At 67.7% G+C, this 18,048-nt stretch carries 20 protein-coding genes; 11 read left to right on the top strand and 9 right to left on the bottom strand.

Annotated features, from left to right (window positions below):
• Positions 1-10: 10 nt before the first annotated feature.
• Positions 11-622, bottom strand: a complete 612-nt coding sequence (locus HD595_RS22750) for a TetR/AcrR family transcriptional regulator (protein WP_253772168.1) — start codon at positions 620-622, stop codon at positions 11-13.
• Between the two features lie 195 nt (positions 623-817).
• On the opposite strand from HD595_RS22750, the gene glpX reads away from it, so the two are divergent.
• Positions 818-1,852 carry a class II fructose-bisphosphatase gene (gene glpX, locus HD595_RS22745; RefSeq protein WP_175603061.1) on the top strand — a complete coding sequence of 345 codons (1,035 nt, stop codon included), beginning with the start codon at positions 818-820 and terminating at the stop codon, positions 1,850-1,852.
• A 1-nt stretch (position 1,853) separates the two neighbouring features.
• Here the strand turns inward: glpX and HD595_RS22740 are convergent, their stop codons facing one another.
• Complete coding sequence (locus tag HD595_RS22740; RefSeq protein ID WP_253772166.1) at positions 1,854-2,501, bottom strand: DUF1707 SHOCT-like domain-containing protein; 648 nt, start codon at positions 2,499-2,501, stop codon at positions 1,854-1,856.
• 144 nt (positions 2,502-2,645) lie between these two features.
• Here HD595_RS22740 and HD595_RS22735 point away from each other — a divergent pair, with 144 nt between their 5' ends.
• Both HD595_RS22735 and HD595_RS22730 read left to right on the top strand, forming a co-directional pair.
• Positions 2,646-3,182 (top strand): DUF998 domain-containing protein, encoded by a 537-nt coding sequence (locus tag HD595_RS22735; protein ID WP_253772164.1) that lies wholly within the window; start codon positions 2,646-2,648, stop codon positions 3,180-3,182.
• A gap of 21 nt (positions 3,183-3,203) precedes the next feature.
• Positions 3,204-4,361, top strand: coding sequence for an MFS transporter (locus HD595_RS22730; RefSeq protein ID WP_253772162.1), 1,158 nt, complete (start codon positions 3,204-3,206; stop codon positions 4,359-4,361).
• A gap of 95 nt (positions 4,362-4,456) precedes the next feature.
• On the opposite strand, the gene HD595_RS22725 is transcribed toward HD595_RS22730, so the two are convergent.
• Positions 4,457-6,007 carry an aminotransferase-like domain-containing protein gene (locus tag HD595_RS22725; protein WP_253772160.1) on the bottom strand — a complete coding sequence of 517 codons (1,551 nt, stop codon included), beginning with the start codon at positions 6,005-6,007 and terminating at the stop codon, positions 4,457-4,459.
• 69 nt (positions 6,008-6,076) lie between these two features.
• On the opposite strand from HD595_RS22725, the gene HD595_RS22720 reads away from it, so the two are divergent.
• The 8 genes from HD595_RS22720 to HD595_RS46000 all read left to right on the top strand — a co-directional run bounded on the left by HD595_RS22720 (position 6,077) and on the right by HD595_RS46000 (position 12,177).
• The gene (locus HD595_RS22720; RefSeq protein WP_253772158.1) at positions 6,077-6,982 is read left to right on the top strand and encodes a DMT family transporter; all 906 of its coding nucleotides are present in this window, start codon (positions 6,077-6,079) and stop codon (positions 6,980-6,982) included.
• 59 nt (positions 6,983-7,041) lie between these two features.
• Positions 7,042-8,718 carry a fumarate hydratase gene (locus HD595_RS22715; RefSeq protein ID WP_253772156.1) on the top strand — a complete coding sequence of 559 codons (1,677 nt, stop codon included), beginning with the start codon at positions 7,042-7,044 and terminating at the stop codon, positions 8,716-8,718.
• 209 nt (positions 8,719-8,927) lie between these two features.
• Positions 8,928-9,119 carry a hypothetical protein gene (locus tag HD595_RS22710; protein ID WP_253772154.1) on the top strand — a complete coding sequence of 64 codons (192 nt, stop codon included), beginning with the start codon at positions 8,928-8,930 and terminating at the stop codon, positions 9,117-9,119.
• A gap of 5 nt (positions 9,120-9,124) precedes the next feature.
• Complete coding sequence (locus HD595_RS22705; protein ID WP_253772152.1) at positions 9,125-9,652, top strand: DUF6879 family protein; 528 nt, start codon at positions 9,125-9,127, stop codon at positions 9,650-9,652.
• Positions 9,645-10,505, top strand: coding sequence for a helix-turn-helix domain-containing protein (locus HD595_RS22700; protein WP_253772150.1), 861 nt, complete (start codon positions 9,645-9,647; stop codon positions 10,503-10,505). Before HD595_RS22705 ends, HD595_RS22700 begins: the two co-directional genes overlap by 8 nt.
• A gap of 73 nt (positions 10,506-10,578) precedes the next feature.
• Positions 10,579-10,968, top strand: coding sequence for a hypothetical protein (locus HD595_RS22695; protein ID WP_253772148.1), 390 nt, complete (start codon positions 10,579-10,581; stop codon positions 10,966-10,968).
• Positions 10,969-11,458: 490 nt separating this feature from the next.
• Positions 11,459-11,851 (top strand): hypothetical protein, encoded by a 393-nt coding sequence (locus HD595_RS22690; RefSeq protein WP_253772146.1) that lies wholly within the window; start codon positions 11,459-11,461, stop codon positions 11,849-11,851.
• Positions 11,852-12,054: 203 nt separating this feature from the next.
• Positions 12,055-12,177, top strand: a complete 123-nt coding sequence (locus HD595_RS46000) for a hypothetical protein (RefSeq protein WP_301309564.1) — start codon at positions 12,055-12,057, stop codon at positions 12,175-12,177.
• A gap of 184 nt (positions 12,178-12,361) precedes the next feature.
• On the opposite strand, the gene HD595_RS22685 is transcribed toward HD595_RS46000, so the two are convergent.
• The 6 genes from HD595_RS22685 to HD595_RS47255 form a co-directional block, all read right to left on the bottom strand.
• Positions 12,362-14,056, bottom strand: coding sequence for a YfjI family protein (locus HD595_RS22685; protein WP_253772144.1), 1,695 nt, complete (start codon positions 14,054-14,056; stop codon positions 12,362-12,364).
• 637 nt (positions 14,057-14,693) lie between these two features.
• On the bottom strand, positions 14,694-14,975 hold the full coding sequence (locus tag HD595_RS22680; RefSeq protein WP_253772142.1) for a hypothetical protein: 282 nt from the start codon (positions 14,973-14,975) through the stop codon (positions 14,694-14,696).
• Positions 14,976-15,035: 60 nt separating this feature from the next.
• Positions 15,036-15,959: a hypothetical protein gene (locus HD595_RS22675; RefSeq protein ID WP_253772140.1), complete on the bottom strand. Its 924-nt coding sequence runs from the start codon at positions 15,957-15,959 to the stop codon at positions 15,036-15,038.
• 23 nt (positions 15,960-15,982) lie between these two features.
• Entirely contained in the window at positions 15,983-16,474 is a 492-nt protein-coding gene (locus HD595_RS22670) for a hypothetical protein (RefSeq protein WP_253772138.1), read from the bottom strand.
• A gap of 44 nt (positions 16,475-16,518) precedes the next feature.
• Positions 16,519-16,677, bottom strand: a complete 159-nt coding sequence (locus tag HD595_RS22665; protein ID WP_253772136.1) for a hypothetical protein — start codon at positions 16,675-16,677, stop codon at positions 16,519-16,521.
• An 825-nt stretch (positions 16,678-17,502) separates the two neighbouring features.
• A complete protein-coding gene (locus tag HD595_RS47255) occupies positions 17,503-17,859 on the bottom strand; it encodes an HNH endonuclease (protein WP_420540716.1) in 357 nt (118 codons plus the stop codon).
• Positions 17,860-18,048: the final 189 nt, after the last annotated feature.

Below are 18,048 nucleotides of genomic sequence, written 5' to 3'. Positions count from 1 at the left end.
CCTGGCGAGATTACCCGCCGGCCGCGCCGGTCGCCGAAGCGGCCGGTCGGATCTGACCGATGATCGCGAGCACGTCCTCGGCCAGGTCGCGGTCACCGGTGCGCACGACCTCCGACACCGCCGCCGCGAGCGCGCCCGTGATCACCACGACCAGCGCGCCCTCGTCGTCGTCGAACAGGGCGGCGTTGCGCTCGGCCCACTTGCGCAGCCGGTCGCGCATGACCACCTCGAAGCCGGGCGGCCCGTCGCCGCGCAGGAACAGCGCCGCCACCTCCCGCTCCTCCAGGCACCCGTCGAGGTAGGCCCGGGCCGCGCGGATGAACACCTTCATCGGGTCGCTCTCGCCCTCGGCGCGCGCCTCGCGCGCGGCCTGGCTGGTGCGCTGGGCCTGCTTGGCCTGGAACTCCTCGAACAGCGTGAGGTAGAGGTCGGCCTTGCCGGAGAAGTGGTGGTAGAGGCTGCCCACGCTGGCCTCGGCCCGGCCCACGACGTCGGTGACGCCGGCCTCGGCGAAGCCCTTGGAGACGAAGACCTCCTTGGCGGCCTTGAGTAGCGCGGTGCGCGTGGCCGCGCCCCGCTCGGAGGTGCGGGCTGTGACCGGCTGTTCCACATCGCTGCTCATGGCAGGCACATTATCCTCCGCTGTCCGGGGATACATGGGCAACCGGCATCCGCCCGGCCGGGGTACACGGACGTGGCCTCGGGGACGGCTCGGCACCGCGCGGGCGACCCGAGGACGATGGGCGCACCCATTTCTGGGTTGACCTTGGGTACGCAACTACCATCGACTCAGTTGTCCAAAGGAGGGCCCGCCATCATGTCCGATCAGACGTCCGTACCCCCAGCGCTGGCGACGGGCGAGCACGCCCCCGACCGCAACCTCGCCCTGGAGCTGGTACGCGTCACCGAGGCGGCCGCGATGGCCGCCGCCCGCTGGGTCGGGCGGGGTGACAAGAACGGGGCGGACGGCGCCGCGGTCAACGCGATGCGCCAGCTGATCAACACGGTGTCCATGAACGGCGTCGTCGTCATCGGCGAGGGCGAGAAGGACGACGCCCCCATGCTGTTTAACGGCGAGCACGTCGGCGACGGCAGCGGGCCCGACTGCGACGTGGCCGTCGACCCCATCGACGGCACCCGGCTGACGGCGCTCGGCATGCCCGACGCCGTGTCGGTGATCGCGGTGAGCGAGCGCGGCTCGATGTACGACCCGTCTGCCGTCTTCTACATGGAGAAGCTGGTCACCGGGCCGGAGGCGGCCGACGTGGTGGACATCGAGGCGCCGGTCGCGGCCAACATCGCGGCGGTGGCCCGGGCCAAGGGCTGCTCGGCCTCCGACGTCACGGTCGTGGTGCTCGACCGGCCGCGGCACGAGCAGCTCGTCAAGGAGATCAGGGAGACCGGGGCGCGCATCAAGTTCATCGTGGACGGCGACGTGGCGGGCGCCATCATGGCCGGCCGCGTCGGCACGGGCATCGACCTGATGATGGGCATCGGCGGCACCCCCGAGGGCATCGTCGCGGCGTGCGCGCTCAAGTGCCTGGGCGGGGTCATCCAGGGCAAGCTGTGGCCGCGCGACGACGCCGAGCGCGGGCGGGCCGTCGACGCCGGGCACGACCTCGACAAGGTGCTCACCACCAACGACCTGGTCCGCTCCGACGACGTGTTCTTCGCCGCGACCGGCATCACGCAGGGCGAGCTGATGCAGGGCGTGCGTTACGGCAAGGGCGTGGCGATGACCAGCTCGCTGGTCATGCGCGGGCGCTCGGGCACGATCCGCAAGGTCGACAGCGAGCACCAGCTCTGGAAGCTGCGGGCCTACAGCGCGATCAACTTCGACACCGCCGGCTGAGTCAGCGGCGGCGCTTGCGGCGGGGTGGTTCCTTGACCTTGACCTCGCCGGCGAAGTTGGTGGTGCGCACCTCGACCACGGGCGCGCCCGGCTCGGTCGGCTGCTTGGTCAGCCGTACGGTCTTGTCCTTGGTCACCCGGATGACCTCCAGGTCCTCCGGCACGTGGATCTCCAGCCCGCCGAAGACGAGCGTGGCGTTGATCACGATGCGCCGGTTCTGGAGGATGGCGTCGCGCAGGTCGAGCTTGGTCGTGCCGAACATGGCGGTCACGTCCAGCTCGGCCGGCACCACCCAGCGCCCGCCGCGCTGCTCCTGCTTGAAGAACGCCGACACGGGCCGGCCGTCGAGCCGCAGCGGCTGCTCGTCGGCCGGGAGCAGGTCGGCGGTGAGGTCCACGAGGTCGCCGAGAGTGCGGGCGGAGTAGAGGACCCCGAGCCGCTCCTCCAGCTCCTCCAGGGTGATCCGGCCGTCGGCGTGGGCGTCCTGGAGCACCTGCGCGACGCGTTCGCGGTCGTCGTCGGAGGCGCGCAGCTCCTGTGGCTGGGGGGTGTCGGGCCGGGCGGGGCGCCGGGCGCTGATCCACTCCTCGGCCAGTCGCTCGCCGACCTCCTGCAGGCGGGGCAGCCAGGCTCCCGGGCGCTCGTTCACGTCTCGACGATATCCGGCGCGGGGCCCGCGTGCTGGCCTCCGCGGGTCCGGCCAAGGTGACGAGTCCGTACGAGTCCTGGTTTCGTACGGTCATGGGCGGCCAAGGGCGGAATCCACCGGCGTGCCCGCCCGTTGACCGGGGGGGTGGCGCGGAGAGGCGGGCGGCTGGTGCGGCAGGCGGCGCGATGGGGGCTCGGCGCGGTGGGCGCCGGTGTGGCGGTGGTGGCCGGCCTGGACCTGGCCGGGGCCGGGACGGGCGAGGTCAACCCGCTGCGCAGGACCATCAGCGAGCACGGCCTCGGCACGTACGGCTGGATCTTCGGGCTCGGCGTCGCGCTGCTCGCGGCGGGGTCGGCGGCCATCGGGGTCGCGCTGGCCCGCACCCGGCTCGCGGGCGCGTTCGGCACGCTGGCGCTGATGGCGTGGAGCGCGGGGCTGCTGGTGACGGCCTGGTTCCCCAAGCACGACTGGTCGGTCGGCCCGAGCCTGAGCGGCAGCATCCACCGGGTGGGGAGCCTGGTGGCGTTCCTCAGCCTGCCGGTGGCGGCGCTGGTCATCGCCCGGCCCTGGTGGAACGCGGTCTGGCGGTCACCGAGGTGGCGGCCGTGGTGGCGCTGGGTGTGTGCGCCCTGGCGAAAGGGCCGGTCGAACGCTAACCTGACCGCGCCTCACGTTTGCTGAACCCCCCACCTGGAGGCCTCCGTGCCGACCCCCCGTGATTTCCAGGCCCGCATCGCCACGTACGTCGCCTACGCCGTGCAGGGACTGTCGTTCGCGACCCTGCTCACACAGGTCGCCAACCTGCAGAACCGGCACGGCCTCGACGAGGGCACGCTGACCCTGCTCCTGCTCGTCGTCCCCGTCTTCGCGGGCGTCGGCAGCGTGGCCGCCGGCTCCTACGCCGCCCGGCAGGGCAGCAAGCCGCTGCTGCGGGCCGCGCAGCCGACCGTGGCCGCGGGCGTGGTGCTCGCCGGATTCGCTCCGAACGTGCCGGTGCTGGTGGTCGCGCTGCTGGTGTTCGGGCTGGCGGTCGGCGCGGTCGACGCGGGCATCAACATGCAGGGCGTCGCGGTCGAGCGCAGGTACGGCCGGGCCGTGCTCAACGGCTTCCACTGCGTGTGGAGCGTGTTCAGCCTGTTCGGCGCGCTGTGGGCGTCGGCCGCGTCGGGCCTCGACCTCGGGGTCGTCATGAGCGTGCCGATGGTGCTGGCGGTGGCGGCCTCGCTCTACGCCGGGCCGCGGCTCTGCACGGCCGAGGAGGAGAAGGTCGAGCACGCGGAGGCGGCGGCCGGCGCCCGGTTCCCGTGGCGGCCGATCATCCCGCTCTGCCTGGCGATGGGCTTCCTGTACGTCGGCGACGCCGCGGTCTCCAACTTCAGCACGGTCTTCATGAAGGACGTCCTGTCCGCCTCCCCGGGCGTGGTCCCGCTGGCCTACGCCGCCTACCAGGCCACGACCCTGGCCGTGCGGCTCGGCGGCGACCTCGCGGTGCGCCGGTACGGTTCGGCGGCGATCGTGCGGATCGGCGGGGCCATCGCGACGCTCGGGTTCGTCGGCATCGTGCTCGCGCCCAGCCAGCCGCTGGCCATCGTGGCGTTCGGGCTGACCGGCGTGGGTCTGTCGGTGGTGGCGCCGCAGTCGTTCTCGGCGGCGGGACGGCTGGACCCGGCGGGCACGGGCGTGGCCATCGCCCGGGTCAACCTGTTCAACTACGTGGGCTTCATCGTCGGCGCGGCGCTGGTGGGCGCGCTGGCCGACTCCTTCGACATGCGGATCGCGTTCGCGGCGCCGCTCGTACTGGCCGCCGTGATCATCGTGCTGGCCAGGGGGTTCGAGCCCGCGGTCAAGGCGGCGGCCTGAGGCCTCAGTCCGCGGTAGAGGCCGCGGCCCGGCGCCTCGGCCCGCTGTCTCTCGCGGCCCGGCGCCGCGGCCCGCTGTCTCTCGCGGCCCGCGCCTCAGTCCGCGGTCCCTCCTGACATCCGGGCCTTCAGTCCTCGTACGGCCTCGGCCGCCCGGTGGACCGGCAGCCGGGAGAACCCCGCCGCCACCGCCGGGCGGCCCGGCGCGAAGCGCATCGGGCCCACGGCCTCCATCGCGAGGCCCAGTTCCCGCCCCGCCGCCACCACCCGCTCCTCCTCCCAGCCGGCCGGCAGGTCGAGATGGACGTGCAGGCCCGCCTCGATCCCCCGGACCCGGACCTCCGGCAGGTGCTCGGCCAGCGCCCTGACCAGGGCGTCCCTGCGCCGCCGGTACTCCCGGCGCATGCGCCGCAGGTGCCGGTCGTAGCCGCCGTCGCGCAGGAAGGCGGCCAGCGCGTACTGCTCGACCACCGGCGAGCCGAGGTCGAACTCCCCGCGCGCCAGCCGGATCGCCCCCGCCAGCGCGGGCGGTGCCACGACCCAGCCGAGCCGCAGCCCCGGCGCCAGCGCCTTGCTCACGCTGCCCACCAGCACCACGCGGTCCGGGGCGAGCCCCTGCAGGCAGCCCACCGGGTCGCGGTCGTAGCGGAACTCGGCGTCGTAGTCGTCCTCCAGCACGATCGCGTCGGCCTCGCGCGCCCACTCGACGAGCGCGGCCCGCCGGCCGGGCGAGAGCACCACGCCCGTCGGGTACTGGTGAGCGGGGGTGACCAGCACGGCCCGGGCCGGGTGGTCGCGCAGCGCCGCCACGTCGAGGCCGCGCCCGTCTACGGGCACGGGCAGCGGGTCCGCCCCGGCGCGGCGCAGCAGGGGGATCTGCCGCTGGCTGGTCGGGTCCTCCACGGCCAGCCCGATCCGGCCATCGCGTCCCCCCTGCCTGCGCCGGCCGGCCGTTCCGGACGTCCCAGGCCAGGCGGCGGTTCCGGACGTCCCAGGCCGGGCAGCCGTTCCGGACGTCCCGAGCCGGGCGCCCCTGTCGGCCGTTGCCGGCGTCCCGGGTCGGCCGCCCCTGTCGGCCGTCCCGAGGCGGCGGTCGCGTTCGGCGAGGACGTGGATGACCAGGCTGAGGCCCTGGGCGACGCCGCCCACGATGATGAGATTCGCCGGGTCCACGTCGGCGGCGCGCACCCGCCGCAGGTAGCCGGCCAGCTCCTCGCGCAGCTCCGGGACGCCGGCCGGGTCGCCGTAGTCGAGGGCGTCGGACGGGATGGTGTTCAGGGCGTGCCGCAGGGCCGCCAGCCAGCGCTCGCGCGGGAAGTGGCCGAGATCGGGCGAGGTCGCCCGGCTCTGGTAGTGGCAGTACGACTCCGGGATCTCCGCCGTGGCCGGGCGGGCGCGGGTGGCGGCGGGGGCCACGCGGGTGCCCGAGCCGACCCGCGAGACGAGGAAGCCCTCCGCGACGAGCTGCTCGTACGCCTCGACCACCACCCCGCGCGACACCCCGAGGTCGGCGGCCAGGTCGCGGCTGGACGGCAGGCGGTCGCCGGGGGCCAGGCGGCCCGAGCAGACCGCCTCGCGCAGGCCGGAGGCCACCTGCGCGGCCACGCCGCCCCGCTCATGGTCCAGCGGGACGTACAGATCGCCCATATTGGTCCCCGTTCACGGCACAGGATTGGACTGTTTGCGTGGACCATTGTCTCCCTAGCATCCTCGGACATGAGAAACGGTGTGGTCGGCGCCGCGTGCGCGATGTTCCTGGTGGGCACGCTGGCCGGGGTGTCCGGCCTGGTCAAGGACTATCCGGTGTACGGCGGGCAGGCGGTGCGCTACCTGCTCGCCGCGGTCGTGCTGCTGGTCATGGTCCGGGTCATGGGGCAGCGGTTCGTCCGGCTGACGCCGCGGGAGTGGGCGCTGCTCGCCGCGCTGGCGTTCACCGGCCTGGCGATGTTCAACGTGTGCGTGACCGAGTCGGCCCGCGCCGCCGGGCCCGCGCTGGTCGGCACCGTGCTCGGCGCCGTGCCGCTGGCGCTCGCCCTGGCCGGCGGACGGCCCGCGCCCCGGCTGCTGGCGGGCGCGGGCGTCGTGGTGGCGGGCGCGACGCTGGCCACCGGGCTCGGCAGCGGCAACCTGACCGGGCTGCTGTGGGCGCTGGGTGCGTTCGCCGGGGAGATCGCCTTCTCGCTGCTGGCCATCCCGCTGCTGCCGCGGCTGGGGGCGCTGCGGGTGAGCGCGTACTCGACCACCTTGGCCGTGCCCATGCTGGCCGCGATCGGGCTGGTCAAGGAGGGGCCCGGCATGTTGAGGGCGCCGAGCCCCGCGGAGGCGGCCGGGTTCGCCTACCTGGCCCTCGTGGTGACCGTGGTGGCGTTCTTCCTGTGGTACTCGGCGCTGCCGCGGCTCGGCCCGGGGCGGGCGGGGCTGTTCGCGGGCCTCATCCCGGTCGGTGCCATCGCGACGGGGGCGGTGCTGGGCATCGCGACGCCGTCCGGTTACGACCTGCTCGGCGCGGGGCTGGTCGTGGGCGGGATCGTCGTCGGTCTCACCGCCCGCCGACCGGCGGCGCCGGCCGCGGAGCCGGGCTCGCCGGACCCCGCGCCGCGCGCGGTGACCGAGCGCACCTGACGGCCGGGCGGGAGCGGGCCTCGCGTGGGCGTACGCTTTGGGGGATCGAAAGGATGGGCATGGCCGAGTTCGACTACACCGATCTTCTCCCGCTGGGCGCCGACGACACCACGTACCGGCTGATCACATCGGAGGGGGTGCGGAGAGTCGAGGCGGCCGGCCGTACGTTCCTGGAGGTCGACCCCGAGGCGCTGCGGCTGCTCACCGAGACGGCCGTGCACGACATCTCCCACTTCCTGCGCTCGTCGCACCTGGCCCAGCTCCGCAAGATCATCGATGATCCGGAGGCCAGCGGCAACGACCGCTTCGTGGCGCTCGACCTGCTGAAGAACGCCTCCATCTCGGCCGGCGGCGTGCTGCCCATGTGCCAGGACACCGGCACCGCGATCGTCATGGGCAAGCGCGGCCGTCACGTGCTGACCGACGGCCGCGACGCCGAGCACATCGCCAAGGGCGTGTACGACGCCTACACCCGGCTCAACCTGCGCTATTCCCAGATGGCCCCGTTGACCATGTGGGAGGAGAAGAACACGGGCAGCAACCTGCCCGCCCAGATCGAGCTGTACGCCGAGGACCCCCACGGCCACCCCGACGAGTACAAGCTGCTGTTCATGGCCAAGGGCGGCGGGTCGGCCAACAAGTCGTTCCTCTACCAGGAGACCAAGGCCGTCCTCAACGAGAAGCGCATGCTGGCCTTCCTCGAGGAGAAGATCCGCTCGCTGGGCACCGCCGCGTGCCCGCCGTACCACCTGGCGATCGTCGTCGGCGGCACGTCGGCGGAGTACGCCCTGAAGACGGCCAAGTACGCCAGCGCCCGCTACCTCGACTCGATCCCGACCGAGGGCTCGCCCTCCGGGCACGGCTTCCGCGACCTGGAGATGGAGGCGAAGGTCTTCGAGCTGACGCAGAAGCTCGGCATCGGCGCCCAGTTCGGCGGCAAGTACTTCTGCCACGACGTGCGCGTCATCCGCCTGCCCCGCCACGGCGCCTCCTGCCCCGTGGCCATCGCCGTCTCCTGCTCGGCCGACCGGCAGGCGCTGGCCAAGATCACGCCGGAGGGCGTCTTCCTGGAGCAGCTGGAGACCGACCCGGCCCGTTTCCTGCCGGAGACGACCGACGAGCACCTCTCCGACGACGTGGTGCGGATCGACCTCAACCGCCCCATGCCGGAGGTCCTCGCCGAGCTGACGAAGTACCCGGTGAAGACGCGGCTCTCGCTCACGGGCCCCCTGGTCGTGGCCCGCGACATCGCCCACGCCAAGATCGCCGAGCTGCTCGACGACGGCGGCGAGATGCCGCAGTACCTGAAGGACCACGCCGTCTACTACGCGGGTCCGGCCAAGACGCCCGAGGGCTACGCGTCGGGCTCGTTCGGGCCGACCACGGCCGGGCGGATGGACTCCTACGTGGAGCGCTTCCAGGCGGCCGGCGGGTCGATGGTCATGCTGGCCAAGGGCAACCGGTCGCGGCAGGTGACCGAGGCGTGCCAGAAGTACGGCGGCTTCTACCTGGGCTCCATCGGCGGCCCCGCGGCCCGGCTGGCGCAGGACTGCATCAAGAAGGTGGAGGTCCTGGAGTATCCGGAGCTGGGGATGGAGGCGGTGTGGAAGATCGAGGTGGAGGACTTCCCCGCGTTCATCGTCGTGGACGACAAGGGCGACGACTTTTTTGACCAACGGCAACTAGACGGTGGGGCCACCTTCGTAGGTGTCCCGACACGTTCGCCCAGACTCTAGATCCACGACGCCAACTCGAAGCCCCAGCTCACGGCCTAGTTCGTGAGTATGGGGCTTCTTGTTGTTCCGGGTTGATCTCGGATGTTGTCACCACCGATGCTGACGTTGTGCTGACCCACTTCTGCGAAGTTGCTTGACGATCGCGCACACCGGCCGGACCATCCCCGTAGGACAAGCAATTCCCGGCAACTCGCGCAAGGGAGAAGCACATGCAGCTTCGCTTCGTCGGAAGTACTTCCTCCAGTGGTGGCTGTCCCACCATCTACGAGACCGATCGCGGGACACTCGTGATCCAGGGCATGCAGATCATGGACGCCGACACGCTCGCGCAGGCGCGCGACATCCTCGACGGAGAAGCGTTCGTTGAGGTTCCCAAGGAGCTGTTCCGGTTCCTAGGGTGATCGGCGTGCCTCTTCTCTCCGGTGAAGACTTCGAGCAATTGTTCACCTCCTTCGAGACATCCGCCTTCCGTCTGGAGACACGCGAGCGCTACCACCTCGCCAAGAACGAGGCGGAGCCACTACGTCGCTTCCTGGAAGGTCGCCCCGTGGACATGCGGTGGCTCGGGTCCTGGCTTGATCTCGTACAGGAGCACACCAGGCAGGGCCGCTCGATGAGCCGCGTCCGCGTGGTGTCCCGGCCGTTCTCGGACTACACCCGATTCGGGTTGATGGTCTCTGAGCACAACATCAATGCCGGGGATCACATCCGCTACCTGGAACGATCGGAAGCCGGCCGCTTGGGGCTTCCCCACTCTGACTGGTGGCTGTTCGACGACGAACGGGTAGCCCTCCTCCACTTCACCTCGGACGACATTCTGTTGGGAGCTGAGATCGTCACCGACCCTACGGCTGTCGAGCAGTATCGCCGCTGGCGCGACATCGCATGGAACAGCTCCGCAGGACGCGAGGAGTTCGTGAAGTCCGGTGCGTGACATCGCCCGCGCCCGCCAAGCCATTGGGGCGAGGCTCAAGGAACTACGGCTCGACGCCAGGCTGACCGGGCGGCAACTCGCCGCCCGGTACGGCTGGCAACCATCCAAGATCTCAAAGATCGAAAGTGGCAAGCAGACCCCGTCAGAAGCCGACATCGAGGCGTGGTGTCGTGCGGTAGAACGGCCAGACGAACAGGCTGACCTGATCGCTTCCCTGCGAGCCATGGAGACCTTGTACGCCGAATGGCGACGGCAGCTCCGTCATGGCACGAAGGCCAAGCAACAGAACTGGCTTGAGATGGAAGCGGAGACGAAGAGCTTCCGCGTATTCGAGCCCTGTGTGATACCCGGTCTGCTGCAAACCGGCGAATACGCCCGTCAGCGGCTCGCCCAGTCCATCGCCTTCTACGAAACTCCGAACGACCTTGAAGAGGGAGTGGCCACGCGGCTTCGCCGCCAGGAGATCCTTTACGACTCCTCCCGGACGTTCCACTTCGTCATCCTGGAGGCCGCGCTGCGGTTGGGCATGGCACCGCTTGATGTGATGTTCGGCCAATTGGATCGGCTCATGGCTGCGTCAGCTATGCCGCGCGTTCGGCTCGGCGTGATACCGATGCAGACCGTGCTGCCGTTCACACCGTTGAACGGCTTTTGGCTTCTAGATCGCCGTGTGGTGCTCGCAGAGACCTACAGCGCCGAGTTGACGCTGACCCTCCCAAAAGAGATCAAGCAGCACGAACGGATGTTTGATCTCTACGCGAAGGCTGCTCACTATGGGCCGCTGGCCCGACGGCTGATCGCCTCGGCGATCGAAGCCCTTTCCCAGCTTGCTGAGGATTCCGCGACTACTTGAAGCATCGCTACTAGTTGAAGCAATTTCGAGCACATTGCTTGTTGGTTGGGATCTTGCTTCCTACTTTCAAGTCATGCCTCGTTCCCAAACTTCCCATGGAGAATTCGGCACCGTTGCCTGGGACACCGTCTCCGTCCCAGACAGGAGCGCGACAGCCGCGCCCAAGGTGTTCGTTGGTGACCTGACGTCGGAGGAACTGGACGAGATCGGTCCCGACGCCACACCGCAGCAGGCTGCGCCTGAGTCGTGGACCCGTGACGAGTACCGAGCATGGATGCTTCAGAGCGGGATCATCGAGGTTGAGGGCGGTCTGGGGATCGAGAGTTTCCTCGACCTGGCGGAGTCGGTTGGGTTGCTGGAGAAGCGACCGAACACAGCGATCCTCGAACCGGTGAGCAAAGCCACGATCGCGCTGTGCAGAGTAGTCCCGCTGTTGGGGGATCGGGGCTCAGGCCCGAGCTGATGAGCGGCGATCAAGATGAAGCGACTGACGGTGGACCGCACAGAGGGAAGCCGCCGCGACTCGTCGTCTATGCGGATGGCGGCTGGCGGGTCGCCACGATCAGCGTCGGCCCCCGGTCCGGTAGCTACTTGGTGGAGTTGGCGCAGTGGGGAGAGGCCAACGAGCCGCGCCTTGATCGGGTTGAGGCAGTCCCAGGCGGCCACCCCGAACGGGTTATCTCGTTGCTTCCCGGCTACCGGCAGAGCCCGTCATGAGCCCTGTCACGAGGGTGAGTGAGACGGGCTTTCGCTACCCGTACGTGATCGGGTGGTCTGGGGAGGTGCAGCAGCACGCGTTGGTGTGGAGGCCGCATCGCGGCGGGGAGAAGCTGGCCTACGCCTCCTCGCGCCCGTCCGACTACGCCCATGGTGTCCTGCGGTTGCGGCAGGGTTACAAGATGACGGGGCGTCCCGACTTCAAGACAGTCAACACGCGTCGACAGTGGCGGTGCATGGACAAGCGGCTGTGTCAGGTGTGTGCCGGGTCGGCCGTGGACCAGGAGACGGGCCGGATCTGGTGGCTCCTTTCATCAAGCGGAGAGGAGACCGGGGACGGCTTCACCAACGCCCCGCCGACGTGCCGCGCGTGCATACCGGCGGCGATCTCGCAGTGTTCGCATCTGCGTCAGAACGCGGCTGTCTTCACGGTGGGGGCGTACTACCCGTACGCCGTGCGCGGGGATGTGTTCCTGCCCTACCTGCCGCCCGTGGTGCCGTTCGAGCGCAACGCGCTGGTGCGCTTCGACGGCTATGACATCACGCATTGCGTGGCGCGGGAGCTGGTGGTGCGGCTACATGACGTGCAGCCGGCCGTAACGCAAGGTGATACGCCCTGGGCCGGGTGACGGCCACACGAAGCGCTGGGAGTGGAGCATCTGGCCCGCTCCCGCCTCAGACAGCCCCGGTTGAGGTGTTCACGCTTGTCCCTCAATCGGGGTGCAGTGCCCCCGGAGACTTCCCCACCGGGCTCCGGGTTCCTGGCCGTTCTTTCGGCCGCATGGTTTGTACGGCCAGGACTCCGCAGGTTCCGACCAACGAAGGAGTGCCCATGATTGCCCCGCCCAGGCCCCTTGCCGAGACCAAGCCCGAGTCCGAGGGGGACGACGCCGTGACGGTGGATGAGGCCGAGGCTGACGCCGCCGAGGTGGCCGAGGGGGAGAACGACCAGTAGAGCGGTTAGACGCCTACCATCGTTCACAGGGCCCCGCCTGGGTTCTCATTCGCTACCAGGCGGGGCCTTTGCGTCCCGGCCGGGAAGCGCGTACGTCTGCCATTTCACGTACCGGCCTCTGAAGATGGCGTACCAACGGGCAGGCCCCCGACTTGCAAGCCGGGGGCCTCGCTCTGGCGGACCCTTACGCCGCTACCTCGGGAGCCTGGAAGAGCGCTTCCGGGGTGCTCTTGGCCCGGCTCCTGCGAGGAGCCTTTGCCTTGGGCGCCGCGCTTGCCTGAGGAGCCCTGACGGACTGCTTGGCCATCATCGACATCAGGATCTCCTGAAGCATCTCCGCCCCGGCAGGGGAGGACAGGAACGCCTTGACGGCCTCCTCCGAGACGGTGGGCTCTTCGGTGACCTCCTCTACCAGCTCAGACTCAGGAGCCGTCTCAGGCTCGGGAGTGACGCTCTGTGCGGCGTCGATCTCGTCCCACTCGTCATCCGACAGATAGAAGGGCAGGGAGGCGGGAGTTTCCGCGACCGGAACGGACTCCTCCTCGGGAGTCGTCTCCTCGGTGGTGGCCGACTCGGCAAGCTCCTCTTCAAGCTCGGGAGTCTCGTCCATGTCGATCTCCGGAAGCTCCTCCAGGTCGAGATCGTTAGTTTGAGCGGTTTCGTCAACCGGCTGCCAGACGTAGACGGTGGCGGGCCTGCCGCCGCCCTGCGGCTTGACCGTCATAGTGGCGATGGTGGGTAGCTCGGCGATGATCTCCTTCATCTCCTGAGCCTTCCGTCCGAACTTGCGGAACAGTGCCGTGCTGTTGACACCTTCCGGTCCTGCGGCCTTGATGAACTGCTCCACGCGCGTGGTCACGGTCTCCTCAGCCGTGCCGCCGCCGTTGGCCACCTCGGGAGACAGGTAGGTCACCGAGTCACACATGTAGGAGACCAGGCCCACAGCGGCCTCCAGGTCCTGAGTTGAGATCTCGTCGCGTCGGTCTGCCAGCGCGTACAGGGCGCTGAGACGCCACACGTAGTCAGCCGCACGAGCGGCGAACTGCTCCATTGCCTCACGGCCCAGCGTCATGGAGTCGATCATCTCGGAGAGCTTGTCGTCCCACAGCGCCATGGCGCTTCGCGAGACCGTGACCTCCTCCACGTCCCGAGCGAACGTCACCGCGTTGCGGAACTCCCTGACGAGAGGGCGCATCAGCTCTGACCAGGCGTTGACGCTGATCTGCTCAGAGAGCTTGATCTTCTTCGACCTCTCAACGTAGAGGCAGAGGAAACGGTTAAGAGTGCCGCCCGCCCTGTCGGCCTTGCCGATGCTGGCTGAGAATTCGGCTGGAGTGACGTTCCCGATGATTGAGACGTGGGGAGCGTCCACGTGGATCACGGCTTCCTTGGTGCGGTTGCTGATCGACGCCCCTTCCCAGCTACGCCGGATGGCCTTGCCGAACGACTTGTACCGGGCGGACACCTTCAACAGGTCGGCGAACTCCTCTTCGATCATCAGAGCGTTGCCGTTCATGTCCGCCAGGGTCGAGACGTAGGCAGGGCCAGACTGGGGGCACCCCTCCAGGATCGTGGCCTTGGCCCAGTCGGGAAGCGCGCCCCTGACCACCTGAAGAGCGGCACGGGTAGCCGTGCCCTTGCGACCCATTCCGGTGTTCCCGATCAGCACGATCCACGTGCTGAGCGTCTGAGACTGCGTGCCGTAGACCGCCTGAGGAAGGTTGGTGACCGCTGAGCTGAAGGCGCTCAGCAGAGCACCCAGGATGCCCACAGGGTCCGCCTCACTGTGCGGCGTGACGGTCTGCACGATCCTGCCCAGAAGCCCGGAGTAGACCACCGGGGAGACCTGGGGACGGGCAGCGACGGTGTTGGCCTGCATGAGCTACGCTCCTTGATTGGTGGCCCCAGAGCGCATGCGACGCCAATCTCTGTCGCTCTGGGGCTGTCTTATGTCCGAAGCCGGTCTCTCAGTCCCGAGTTTGTTTGAGCCATCTACTCGGTTGAACCAGAACCAGCGATCAGCAAAGTGTCATAGTCGCGAATCTCATGTCAACACCTTTGCTCGAATTAACTCCAACGGAATTCATTTGAGCAGGTCACCTGCTTTGGCCCGTTGGGAAGGTTAGTTGGAGCATCGCCCAGGGGGTATGCACTCTTTCAGAGCGGAGTAGACCCCGTGGGGGGAGGTTCCTCCGGCCGGCCCGTGCGGTAAAACTTTTCGATGCAGGTCATCCTAATTAACGAACTAGCTGCCACACCTGGGGCAGGGCAGGAACTCGGGGGCTACCTGGCATTCAATTGCCCGACTAAATACATCCGGACAAGCGCTCGACATACAAACAGCGATAAACGCCCGGAACTCTTCGCTCTCTCGATAGGTCAAGCATTCCCATTCGTGAACGCCAAGCGGCTGAGCACAGCACTCGGGAGGGGGTACGGTCCGCCTGCTGCCACGACCGGGCCGCTTCCGGCCGGAGGCGAAGCGGCCGTTGCTGCGGGCCTGGTGGGCGTGGTTGTTACCCTTCACCGGGCTCTAGCTCCTCCAGGCCCAGAGACTTGATGAGCTTGGACAGGGTTTCGCTGGCCTGCCGATGGGATGTCAGGGCACGGTTCACGATCGCTGTACCGTTGCCCGCAAGGGCGATGACCTCCCCGGAGGAAATCTCCGCCTCAAGGCGGGCGCATATATCAGTGGTGTGGCAGGCACGGCGAAGAATCACCAACTTGTCTTCCGGCAGATCGAACTCATTGGTGACGAACCGCCAGAGCCGTTGCCCATCAGCGCCGAACTCAGTCATTAACTCCTCCCAACGAGCCCGAGAGGCCGGTATGAGAACCGGCCTTCAGGCTCATTCAACTTAGGTGGTCCATTTCACGGTGGCCTTGATCAGCCCTTCCGAATCCACCACGGGAACATCCGGCTTGGTCGGCTGCTTGCCGCCAGGAAAAGACAGCACGCGCGCGCCGTACAGGTGAAGCGCGTCAATCTGATCACGCCGATACTTCTCGACCGGCTGGCTACGGAAATTGGTGAACTGGCTGGCGAACGTCGTGTACGTCCGATGCCCGGCAAGGATGTCCACACCGGTGGGCATGGCCGTGGTGGACACCACCGTGAACCCGGCCAGGCGAGCGACCACACCGTTAGCCGTAGCACCGGCCTCGCCGAGAGCGGCGGCGTTGGCGATGTCAGGAGCGCGCAGCAGGTAGCGCTTGGCCTTGGGCGAGACGACCACGTACCGGTCCGCCGGGACCTTGCCGGTGTCGAGCTTCTCCATCATGTCGAAGATGGCTTCCAGCAGCGCCTCACCCTTGGCGACGCTCGCGGACAGGCCGCTCACGTCCACCTGAGGCAGGGCCGTGGCCGAGGCCGCGATGGTGGAGCCGACGAACGCATCAGTGGAGGCCGCCAGAGCGCGGATCGACTCCAGAGAGGCCGGGGACGCCAAAGCGCCGGCCACCTGAACGGTCTCGATGTCCCGGACGTAAAAGGCCACGTAATCAGCCTGGGAGATGTCGAGGTACTGCTCGATGGTCTTGAGGTCTTCGATCGTCATCCCGGCCACGTCGTTGTACCTGCCGACGTTGGGCCGGATGAGGCCGTTGATCACTACACGGTCACCCTGAGCGGTGATGTCTCCTTCGTAGTCGTGGTTCACGACCAGGGGCGAGGCCCACACCAACAGCGGATCGAACTGGGTCAGCAGCTCGTTGCTCCACTCGGTGGGCACGAAGGTGTGCGTGCCCGCATGCGCATATGCGGGGACAGGGGTGATTGCCAAAGGTGAGTCCTCTCAAGTAGGGGTTAACGGCGTGCCCGCGCATCCAGGGGCACGGTGCGCTCAGGGGGAGCGCCGTTACTCCCCTGAGGGCCGATGCCAACGTTCTGCGGGAACGTGGGCTTCTTGGCGGCAGACCCCAGCGAACTAACAAACTCGTTGATCGCGTCAAGGTCGGCCGTTCCTTCCTCGGCGAGGAAGGCGGACAGGTTGAGCTTGGACACGGCTTCCGGAGCTAGCTCCATGCCGCGCTGTTGGGCGGCATGGCGAAGCTGCATCTCGGCCAGCATCAGAGCATGCTCTTGCTGCATCGCGGTCATGGCCTGTTCCAGCTCCGCGCTCTTGGCCGTTGCGGCCTCCAGTTCGGCGCTGGCCGCCTTCCAACGCGCTTCGTTGGCCCGGCTCAGGCTCTTCCACTTGTCGGCCTCAGAATTGATCTGAGGGCTTTCTGTAAGTACCTCAGCCACCTGATCCATTTCGGTGGTGGCGTCAGGCGTGTTGGTCGGTGAGGCATCCATTTCGGCGCTCCCTTGCGTCGTCAATATTGAAGGCTTGGACGGGCTTACCAGGTGCGCATGCGCAGCTCGTCATGCTCAGGCGTCGTCTGCCAGGCATAAGTGAGCGATCGGGGGTTGTCCAGGTCGCCAATCACGGAAACGATGCGGACGGCGGGGTCCAAGTCGTCATCCCGCCAGGCCGTGAGGATCTCCTTAGCGCTCATGTTCTCAAGCTGGGCATGGGTAATCATCAGTCTCGTTCTCCAAGTGTTGTGCGGATATAAAAAAGGCCCCCAGCACGAGGTCACCGGGGGCCTTGCCTAGGGAACGCGAGGGATTCCCGTCGGCATAGGTAGTTAGAGGGGTAAGGATATTAATGTTGCGAGAAACGCCTAGTCGGTAACTGTCCACATGTCATACTCCGCGTCTTCGCACTGGTCAGAGCAGTACGGGTGGTACCAAGCATCCGCCTTCGCTCCGCACGTCAAGCAAAGGTCGTTGCGGCGGCGATACCGTAGTCGCGCCTCCACTCGATCACGTAGCCGCTTGGCTGCCTGCCGGCACTCGGTTGAGCAGTAACTACGCCAAGCGCCGGGGCGGCCCTGACCAAGCTTCCGGGTCTCCCTGCACAGCTTGTTGCAATGGCCACAATTGAACACCTGGATCAGGCAGCCATCTTGAAAGTACAAACTTGCTCCTCATCTCTGTCCGACTCTCATCAATAGTGATGGTCGCGTCTAACTGCGGAAACCCCTATGGCGCACAGTGCCTCTGACACAACCTTCGGTTGAACCGAAAGTTTGGATCGTGCTTCACGAACGGCCCCGGATGAGGTGGGGTCGGCAACCGTTGTCGCCTCGGCAACGGTTCGGCGAGACCGGCAAGACATCTGCCTCGCATGGTGCAGCGCAAGCCTCAGGTCTGCGATTGAGGGTCTCCTTACTGTGGAGCCCCTGGCAACCCTGACTAGTAGTAGGGGTTCAAGCGCCGGAAGGGTGGGTGCAATGCACACCCCCTTCGGCATGTCGAGCAACTAACGAACTAACAAACTAACCTTGGCTCGCTCGCCGGGTTCTGGTTGCCCGCTCGCGAACTGTCTTGTCTGCATGGCACGCCCGGTGGGCGCTGCGGAGGTTGGCATACTCCCAACTCCCGCCATCGGCCACGGCTGTGACGTGATCGACCTCCGTCGCCCCCGGCAGACGGCACAGGTAACAGACGGCGTTGTCCCGCTTGAGAACCGCCCTGCGACGGCGGTTCCAATCTGTCGGCCTGGACAAGTTCCTCTTGGACGTGACCGCCCACGGCTTACGGCGGTGGGCGGAACACTTGCCTTGCCTCGGCAGAGAGATGCCGTGACAGCCTGTCTCATTGCAGATCTTGTTGGCCAATGGCTCTCCTTCCATGTGTCAGCTTGTTGTTTGGAAAGACAGCCCTTTGAGTGGCTGTCCATGATCTATTTAAGGTGTGGATAGCTTGCCCACTCCGCTGAGGGCTCCGTGGGCTTCATGCATAACGAAGGGCGCCCCATGCAGGGCGCCCTGTACTAGCTTCTATTGACTAGCAGGGCGCTTAAGCGCCTGCCATCCCATCAT

Source organism: Nonomuraea roseoviolacea subsp. carminata, assembly GCF_024172185.1.
Taxonomy (GTDB): domain Bacteria; phylum Actinomycetota; class Actinomycetes; order Streptosporangiales; family Streptosporangiaceae; genus Nonomuraea; species Nonomuraea roseoviolacea.
Note: the sequence above shows the minus strand (reverse complement) of the source record. Positions and strands in the feature narration are given on the sequence as shown.